Source organism: Streptomyces sp. NPDC006265, from assembly GCF_040613555.1.
Lineage (GTDB): Bacteria > Actinomycetota > Actinomycetes > Streptomycetales > Streptomycetaceae > Streptomyces.
In genome coordinates this window covers 1-7756 of record NZ_JBEXSH010000417.1, presented here as the reverse complement: position 1 = coordinate 7756, position 7756 = coordinate 1, and the positions used below count along the sequence as shown (strand labels likewise).

6 protein-coding genes are annotated in these 7756 nt (G+C 71.2%); 1 reads left to right on the top strand and 5 read right to left on the bottom strand.

What is annotated here, in order from left to right:
* From ABZ281_RS28760 to ABZ281_RS28740, 5 genes are all read right to left on the bottom strand, one after another.
* Positions 1-552, bottom strand: a 552-nt coding sequence (locus tag ABZ281_RS28760) for a NifU family protein (protein WP_356660085.1), incomplete at its 3' end; no start/stop codon positions are given.
* Positions 545-2338 (bottom strand): nickel-dependent hydrogenase large subunit, encoded by a 1794-nt coding sequence (locus ABZ281_RS28755; protein ID WP_031111156.1) that lies wholly within the window; start codon positions 2336-2338, stop codon positions 545-547. The genes ABZ281_RS28755 and ABZ281_RS28760, both read right to left, overlap by 8 nt.
* Positions 2339-2411: 73 nt before the next feature.
* Positions 2412-3500, bottom strand: a complete 1089-nt coding sequence (locus ABZ281_RS28750; protein ID WP_356660083.1) for a hydrogenase expression protein HypE — start codon at positions 3498-3500, stop codon at positions 2412-2414.
* Position 3501: 1 nt separating this feature from the next.
* Positions 3502-5133, bottom strand: coding sequence for a hypothetical protein (locus tag ABZ281_RS28745; protein ID WP_356660081.1), 1632 nt, complete (start codon positions 5131-5133; stop codon positions 3502-3504).
* Positions 5134-5348: 215 nt separating this feature from the next.
* Positions 5349-5819 (bottom strand): DUF6069 family protein, encoded by a 471-nt coding sequence (locus tag ABZ281_RS28740; RefSeq protein ID WP_356660079.1) that lies wholly within the window; start codon positions 5817-5819, stop codon positions 5349-5351.
* 169 nt (positions 5820-5988) lie between these two features.
* Here ABZ281_RS28740 and ABZ281_RS28735 point away from each other — a divergent pair, with 169 nt between their 5' ends.
* Positions 5989-7665, top strand: coding sequence for an NAD-dependent malic enzyme (locus ABZ281_RS28735; RefSeq protein WP_356660077.1), 1677 nt, complete (start codon positions 5989-5991; stop codon positions 7663-7665).
* Positions 7666-7756: the final 91 nt, after the last annotated feature.

The window sequence follows — 7756 nt, the reverse complement described above, 5'->3', positions numbered from 1 at the left end:
TGTGGACCACCCGCATGTCGTTTCCCATGATCTGGATCGCCATGTGCGGCGCGTCTCGGTCAGGGGCTCCACCGCGGTCAGCTCGGGCGCCGCGGCGAGCACCGCGGCGCGGACCGCGTCGGTGACCTCGTCACCTCCGCCGCCGCAGCCGGACCCGCATCCGCCGCCGCCCGTGGTCAGACGCACCCGGGCGACCTGCCCTTCCACCCCGGCCCACTCCACGTCGTCGCCGCGTTCCTGTACGGCGGGCCGCAGCCGTTCGACCGCGCGGGCCGCCCGGCGCTCGGCGGGCTCGGGGTGGATGTCGTGCAGCACCAGCAGGTGCCCCAGGAGCTCGTCCTCGGCCAGGCGCTCGGCCAGCTGCTCGCCCGCCCGGTCCATCACGCGGGCCAGGGCCTCGCCGTAGACCTCGGTCAGCAGGGCCACCGCCTCGGTCGCGGTGCGGGTCGTGGGGCCGGGGGCGGACTCGAGGCTGTCCAGAGCCTGGTCGAGCCGGGCGAGCCGGGCCTCGACGTCCGGGTCCGCCAGCCGTGCCGTGGCGGCCTCAGCCATGGTTCGCCCCGTACGTCGGCGAGTGCAGGGTGGTCAGCGTCTTGCCCTTGCCGACGTACATGTGCACACCGCACGGCAGACAGGGGTCGAAGCTGCGGACGGTGCGCATGATGTCGACGCCCTTGAAGTCGTCCGGCCCGTTCTCCTCGAAGATGGGCTGGCCCTGGACGGCGTCCTCGTACGGGCCGGGGGTGCCGAACTTGTCGCGGGGGCTGGCGTTCCACGGGGTGGGCGGGTACGGGTGGTAGTTGGCGATCTTCTTGTCCTTGATCACCAGGTGGTGGGAGAGGACGCCGCGCACCGCCTCGTGGAAGCCGCAGCCGATCGCCTCGTCGGGCACCTCGTAGTTCTCGAACACCTTGGTCTCGCCCGCGCGCACCATGCCCATGGCCTCTTCGAGGAACTGCAGGGCCATGGCGGCCGCGTAGGCGACGAAGTACGGCCGGGCGCGGTCGCGTTCGATGGTGTTGCTCCACTGCGGGATGCGCCACTCCAGGGTGGTCTCCGGCAGCGACTCGCCCTTGGGCAGTGAGATGCGCACGCTGTGGCCGGTGGCCTTGATGTACGGGGTGTCGACCAGGCCGCTGAGCGCCGTCGACCACAGGCGGGCGAGGGGGCCGCCGCCGGTGTCGAGGGCGAGGTGGTCGCCGGTGCGCTGGTCGAACCAGCGGGGGCTCATCACCCAGCTGTACTTGTCGTCGAAGTCGCGCTTCTGCGGCACCGGGACGGTGGTCTGGTTCCACGGGTGGCGCATGTCGACGGGGTTGCCGAGCGGGTCGTGGGTGACGAAGGGCTGCTCGTTGACCCAGTCCTCGTAGTAGGAGCTGCCGAGCATGATGCGCAGGCCGAGGTTGATGTCGACAAGGTTGTTGGTGACCAGTTCGCCGTCGACGATGATGCCCGGGGTGACGTACATCGCCTTGCCCCAGGTGTTCATCGTCTCGTAGCGGTAGTCGACGACCTTGGGGTCCTGGAAGGCGCCCCAGCAGCCCAGCAGGGTGCGGCGGCGGCCGACCTCCTCGTAGCCGGGCAGTGCCTCGTAGAAGAAGTCGAAGACGTCGTCGTTCATGGCGACGGCCTTCTTCACGAAGTCGATGACCCGCATGAGGCGGCTGAGGTAGTCGGTGAAGACGGTCGGCTGCGGCATCGTGCCGACGCCGCCCGGGTACAGCGTGGAGGGGTGGACGTGCCGTCCCTCCATCAGGCAGAACATCTCGCGGGTGACCCGGCTGACCTTCAGGGCCTCCTTGTAGACCTCGCCCTCGAAGGGGTTGAAGGCCTTCATGATGTCGGCGATGGTCCGGTAGCCGTGGATCTCGCCGCGGGGTGCCTCGGTGCGTTCGGCGCGGGCCAGGACACCGGGGTTGGTGGCCTTGACCATCGCCTCGCAGAAGTCCACGAAGACCAGGTTGTCCTGGAAGATCGTGTGGTCGAACATGTACTCGGCGGCCTCGCCGAGGTTGACGATGTGCTCGGCCAGCGGGGGCGGCTTGACGCCGTAGGCCATCTGCTGGGCGTAGTCGGAGCAGGTGGTGTGGTTGTCGCCGCAGATGCCGCAGATCCGGGACGTGATGAAGCCCGCGTCGCGCGGGTCCTTGCCCTTCATGAACACCGAGTAGCCGCGGAACAGCGACGAGGTGCTGTGGCATTCGACGACTTCCCGGTTGGCGAAGTCGATCTTCGTGTAGATGCCCAGGTTCCCGATGATCCGTGTGATGGGATCCCAGGACATGTCCACGAGCTGGGGCGGCTTGCGGTCCGTGGGCCGGGCCTCGGTGGTGGTCATCTGCGGTACTGCCCCTCGCTGTCGGTGGTGTGGGGGTGGGGGTGGGGGTGGGGGGTGTGCTCGGTGGGCTTCATCAGGCGCGCCAGTGCGGGTCGTAACCGCTGGTCAGCTTGCGCTTGTTGTGGCGCCACCTGGGCTCGTGGTTGACCAGCTCGTTGGTCATGCCGCGCAGCCTGCGGATGACGGCCCCGTACGGCTTGATGGCCAGCGACGACAGGGCGCCGCCGGGGGGCTCGTCCATGAACGGCATGAACGCGTCGGGGAAGCCGGGCATCGTGCAGCCGATGCAGATGCCGCCGACGTTGGGGCAGCCGCCGATGCCGGCCATCCAGCCGCGCTTGGGCACGTTGCAGTTGACGACCGGGCCCCAGCAGCCCGTCTTGACCAGACACTTGGGCGAGTTGTAGTCCTTGGCGAAGCTGGCCTGCTCGTAGTACGAGCCGCGGTCGCAGCCCTCGTGGACGGTTTTCCCGAACAGCCACTGCGGGCGCAGCATGTGGTCCAGCGGCGGCGGGGGTGCGGAGCCGGCCGCGTGGTAGAGGACCCAGACCAGGGTCTCCATGAAGTTCTCGGGCTGGATCGGGCAGCCGGGCACGTTGACGATCGGCAGCCCGGCCTGGGAGGTGTAGTCCCAGCCCAGGTAGTCGGCGAGGCCCATGCAGCCGGTCGGGTTGCCGGACATGGCGTGGATGCCGCCGAAGGTGGCGCAGGTGCCGGCGGCGACGACCGCCCAGGCCTTGGGTGCCAGTTGGTCGATCCACCAGTTGAGGGTCTGCGGCTCGCCGGTCTCCGGGTCGTTGCCGAAGGACGTCCAGTAGCCGTCACCCTCGATGATGTTCTGGTTGGGGATCGAGCCCTCGATGACGAGGATGAAGGGGCCCAGTTCGCCGCGTACGGCCGCCCGGTAGGGCGCGAGGAAGTCCTCGCCGCCCAGGCTGGGTGAGAGCACCTTGTTGACCAGGTTCACCTTCGGCAGGCCCGGGATCAGGCCGAGCACCAGGTCCTCGATGGAGGGCTGGTCGGCGGCGGTGAGCGAGACGGTGTCACCGTCGCAGCTCATGCCCTCGGAGATCCAGAGGATGGTGATCTCGTCTATGCCCTTCCGGTCCTCGGACCGTTCGGGTTCCTTGCTGACTTCGGCGGTGCTGCTGTGGGTGGTCATGTCACTCGGCCTCCGCTGCGGGGGTCTCGGAGTCGGACGTGTGCCGCGGTGGAGCTGCGGCGGGAGCCGGTGCCGACGGCTCGTCCGGGGATCCGGCGTGCTCGAACGGTTCGAGCTCGTCGGGCCGGAAGTAGTGGAAGCGGCCGTACCAGTTGTTCAGTTCGGCGGCCGGGTCGTCGTCGAGGGTTACGGCGAGGTGCACGCTGCCGTCCACGTCGTGGAAGACGGCGGCGACCTCGGCGGTCCGCCCGGCCAGGAACATGTCCTGGGCGTCCGCGCCGCGTCCCCGGGGGCGAAGCCGTACGCGGCTGCCGCCGCCGAGCGGGACACCGTCGACGAGCACGGTGTCGCTGGTCGGGGAGAGACCGTCGTCGGCGCCCTCCTGCCACCAGGCGGGCCGGTCGGCGGACGCCGTGGGGGTGAACGGTGCAGGGGGGCGGAGAGCGTGGGGCAGCCGGTCGGCGGACACCGAGGCGAGGGCGGCCGGTGCCGGAGAGCCGACAGCGCCGGGCGACCGGTCGGCGGACGCGGTGGCGGGGGCGGCCGGTGTCAGGGAGCGGACGGCGCCGTGCAGCCGTTCGAAGACCTCCTGCGGCATCGTGTCGACCCGGTCGAGGATCGCTGCCGCCCGCGGGTCGGTGGCCCGTGCCTCGCGCTTCTCCTCGTCGGTCAACAGCATCGTGCGCAGTGTGAGGATCTCGTCGATCTCCGCGGCGTCGTGCAGGTCTCCCGGGCTTTCGGGGGCGACCTGGGGGTGGTCGGGCAGGATGATCGGCGCGGACAGCAGGACGGGTCCGGTGTCGCCGGCCTCGCCACCGAGCACCGGGAAGGTGAACTCGTTGCGGCACGCGCGCACGGGTGTTTCCAGGTCCGCCGGCGGATCGATCAGCGAGACGAACTCCACCCCGTCTCCGCCGAGGAGGGTGTGGGTGGCGATGAGGGCCCGGCGCAGAGCCTCGTCCCGTGGGGTGCGCGGCGGCGGCGCGGGCGCGGTGTTCGTGGTCCGTACGCGGATCCGGCACAGGCCGTCGGAGAGCCGCTCGGCGATGACGGCGGTCTCGGCCCGGATCTCCTCGCGGCTGCGCACCACCCGTCCGGCGTCGTCGGGCAGCGGCTCGACGTCCTCCCCTGCCGCGGCACCCACCGTGACGGTGCGTCCGCCCTGGAGGAGTTCGTCGAGCGGGGCCTCGATCTCGCACTCGCGCGGCAGGGCCTCGTCGAAGGTGAGATGCACCGTGCCGTCGTCGCCGTGCAGCGACTCGACGTGCCGGCCTGCTTCTTCCACCTGCTTGCGCTGCATCTGGAGGTAGCGGACCCGCACGCGTACGCGGGCGCTGTCCGGCCGCCGGACCCGCAGCAGGCACTCGGTCTGCTGGTACCAGGAGTCGGCCGAGCCGGAGACACCGGGAGTGACGGGGCCGTCCGCCTCCACCCAGTCCCGGGGGAACAGCACGCCGAACTGCCAGCGGACACGGTTCTTGGTGGAGGACCGGCGGTAGGGGTACAGGAGGTAGCCCTCGTAGAGGACGGCGTCGGCGACGGCGCCGAGCTGCTCGAAGAGGCCCGGGGACGGGCCCGCGCCACCCTTCTGGGCAGCGCTCTTCGTGCCGCCGTCGGCCAGTGCCTCCGCCATCGTGCCTCCTCGTCACCGTGTGCACGCGCATTCCTTCCACCACGGTCACACCGGTCATCCACGGTCGCCTCCTCCGGCGCAGCGGGATTGGACCGTTCGGGGTGGCATGAGGCCGCGGACGGGTGGCTCGGGCCGAGGAGGACGGCGACGGGCCCGTCTGCGCCGAGGCGCGACGGGCCCGTGTCGGTGATGTGGAGGGCGGGGGCGGGGCGTGTTCAGCGCCGCACGTGGGAGAGCCTGCCCGCCAGCAGCGGGACGATGACCGCGGCGGCCACCACATGGGACCCGGCCAGGACGATCTGGGTGGACGTGGCGGTGTGCGTGGCGACGGCCGGTCCCGCGAGGGACAGCGCGGTGAGGGCGACGGTGGTCACCGTGAAGGTGCGGGCGGGCCGCCCGGCCCAGCGGGCGAGGACGACCGCGAGGACGATTCCGGCGACCGACCAGAACACCACCCCGCCGAAGAAGCCGCCGACCGGGATCTCCGCGGCCTCCGTGGCTCCGGGGCTCGCCGCTTCCATCGGGACACCGGCGGCCCGCGCGACGAGCGCGAACGCCTCCGTCACCACGGCTCCGGCGAGGGTCGCCACGATGCCGACCAGCCATACGGGGCGCGCGGCGAGGAAGCCGGAGATGCTCCGGGACCCGGTCCGCGCGGCCTGGGTCTGAGGCGTCGTCACATTCATGTCACTGTCTCCTGCGGGGTGTTGGGCTCGGTAGGGCCTACGGAGATGGAGACGGGGTTGCACGGCGGAACTCATCGGTGGCCGGGGGACGTTTTCACGAGGCCGGTGGTTCATCCGGATGGCACACGTCACCCGCACGAACCGGCGCGTCACGGGAAGGCGTTACCCCATGGATCAGCCGACGCATGACCCCCGCCCCACCACCAGCCCCGCCGTCACGACCCTGGCCGACCCGTTGGTCAACAGGGGCACCGCCTTCAGCCGGCGCGAACGCGAGGAGCTGGGCATCGACGGGCTGCTGCCGCCCGCCGTGGAGACCCTGGACGAGCAGGTCGCCCGCGCCTACGAGGCGTTCCACGGCTACGACAAGCCCCTCAACCGGCACATCTACCTGCGGCAGCTCCAGGACACCAACGAGGTCCTCTTCTACCGTCTGGTCACCGAGTACCTGGAGGAGCTGCTGCCCGTCGTCTACACGCCGACGGTGGGCGAGGCCTGCCAGAAGTTCAGCGAGATCTACCGGCGGCCGCGCGGTCTGTTCCTGACCTGGGAGGACCGGCACCGCTTCCGGGAGATCCTGCGCAACCGCCCGCACCGGGACCACGACGTGGACGTCATCGTCGTCACCGACGGCCAGCGCATCCTCGGCCTGGGCGACCAGGGCGTCGGCGGCATGGGCATCCCCATCGGCAAGCTGAGCCTCTACACGGCGATCGGCGGCATCCACCCCGCGCGCACCCTGCCGATCCTGCTGGACGTCGGCACCGACAACGAGACCCTGCTCGACAACCCCCGCTACCTGGGCCGCCGCGACCGGCGGCTGACCGGCGCCGAGTACGACGAGATGATCGAGGCGTTCGTCTCGGCGGTGGAGGCCGAACTGCCCGGGACGCTGTTGCAGTGGGAGGACTTCGCCACCGCGCACGCCCACCCGATCCTCGCCCGTTACCGCGACCGGCTGCTCACGTTCAACGACGACATCCAGGGCACCGCGGCCGTCACGCTCGGCGCCCTGTCCACCGCGGCGGACGTGGCCGGCACCCCGCTGCCCGAGCAGCGCGTGGTGATCCTGGGCGCGGGGTCGGCCGCCATCGGCGTCGCGGACATGATCCGTACGGCCATGGTCGACGAGGGTCTGCCCCAGGACGAGGCGACGGCCCGGTTCTGGATCCTCGACGTCGACGGCCTGCTGGTGTCATCGCGCTCCGAACTGACCGCGCAGCAGCGGGTGTTCGCGCGGGACGAGAGCGAAGTGTCCGACTGGGACGGCACCGGTCTGGCCGAAGTGGTGCGCCGCGTCGAGCCGACGGCGCTCATCGGACTGTCGACGGCGCACGGCGCGTTCACCGAGGAGATCGTGCGGCAGATGGCGTCGACCTGCGAACGGCCCGTCGTCTTCCCGCTCTCCAACCCCACCTCGCACTCCGAGGCCGAGCCCGCCGACCTCACCCGCTGGACCGACGGGCGGGCGCTGATCGCCACCGGCTCGCCCTTCCCGCCGCTGACCGTCGACGGGCGCGAGGTGCCGGTGGCGCAGTCGAACAACGTGTACGTCTTCCCGGCCATGGGCCTCGCGGTGACCGCGAGCCGGGCCACCCGTGTCACGGACCGCATGCTCGTGGCCGCCGCCCGGGCCGTCGCGCGGTGCGCGGTCCGGGCGACGGACGGCGACGACGTGCCGGTGCCGCTGCTGCCGCCGCTGACCGGTATGCGGGAGTCCGCCCGCGAGATCGCCCTGGCCGCGGCCCTCGCCGCCGTCGAGGACGGGGTGGCCCCCCAGGCCACGGAGGAGGAGTTGCGCAAGGCGGTAGCCCGGGCGCAGTGGACGCCCCTGTACGAGGACTAGTGCCGCGGCAGGCAACGTTTGCCCGTTGAGGAGCGGCGTCCGGTGCGTGCTCTCGGCGTGCCGGCCGGAAGCCCTCGTACTGGACGTACTC

Coding starts and splice junctions, on each gene's coding strand:
- ABZ281_RS28755 (WP_031111156.1), bottom strand. CDS start 2,338: ATGACCACCACCGAGGCCCGGCCCACGGACCGCAAGCCGCCCCAGCTC.
- ABZ281_RS28750 (WP_356660083.1), bottom strand. CDS start 3,500: ATGACCACCCACAGCAGCACCGCCGAAGTCAGCAAGGAACCCGAACGG.
- ABZ281_RS28745 (WP_356660081.1), bottom strand. CDS start 5,133: ATGGCGGAGGCACTGGCCGACGGCGGCACGAAGAGCGCTGCCCAGAAG.
- ABZ281_RS28740 (WP_356660079.1), bottom strand. CDS start 5,819: ATGAATGTGACGACGCCTCAGACCCAGGCCGCGCGGACCGGGTCCCGG.
- ABZ281_RS28735 (WP_356660077.1), top strand. CDS start 5,989: ATGGATCAGCCGACGCATGACCCCCGCCCCACCACCAGCCCCGCCGTC.